A 684-nucleotide genomic window follows, 5' to 3' on the forward strand; every position below is an offset into this window, starting at 1 on the left:
CGGTTGATTTCTTTTCCTACGGGTACTTAGATGTTTCAGTTCTCCGCGTTCGCTTCATACAGCTATGTATTCACTGCATGATGACCCAAAGGGCCGGGTTTCCCCATTCGGAAATCCTAGTCTCAAGTGCCTCTTACTGGCTCAACTAGGCTTATCGCAAGTTAGTACGTCCTTCATCGCCTCCAACTGCCAAGGCATCCACCGTGTACGCTTAGTCACTTAACCATACAACCCAAAATGGTTTTTCTGCGCCTTTGTCTCCCATGCTGCGTTCCTTAAATATTTTACTTGGTTACAACCAGTAAGGTTGCGCCCTGCGATAAAATATTTAAGCGCCTTGCCTGAAAAACAAATTCATTGAAAAATCTATTTTAAGCTGTAGTGTCAAAGACAGTTTTAACTTCGCCAGAAGTTAAGTAATACTAAAGTAGACGCTAATTAATCAAAGAATGATTAATCGGCATTTTTCTTTCGAAAACTCTATAGAACAACAATTTTCATTGTCATTCCGAGAATTTAATATCAGCTTTCCAAATTTTTAAAGAGCAAGAGAATGACTTCTCAGAGTTAAAAACTCTCAGTTTCTTATTTTAAGTAACTGTCTTAAGAGTGCTTATCTATGAGAAGGAGTAGTAAAGTGGTGGAGCTAAGCAGGATCGAACTGCTGACCTCCTGCGTGCAAGG

1 rRNA gene is annotated in these 684 nt (G+C 40.1%); it reads right to left on the reverse strand.

The window, feature by feature from the left end:
- A 23S ribosomal RNA gene (locus tag IY568_RS24430) occupies positions 1-225 on the reverse strand; the annotation flags it as partial.
- Between the last annotated feature and the right edge of the window lie 459 nt (positions 226-684).

The sequence above is a fragment of the Pseudoalteromonas sp. PPB1 genome (assembly GCF_015356275.1).
GTDB lineage: Bacteria > Pseudomonadota > Gammaproteobacteria > Enterobacterales > Alteromonadaceae > Pseudoalteromonas > Pseudoalteromonas rubra_D.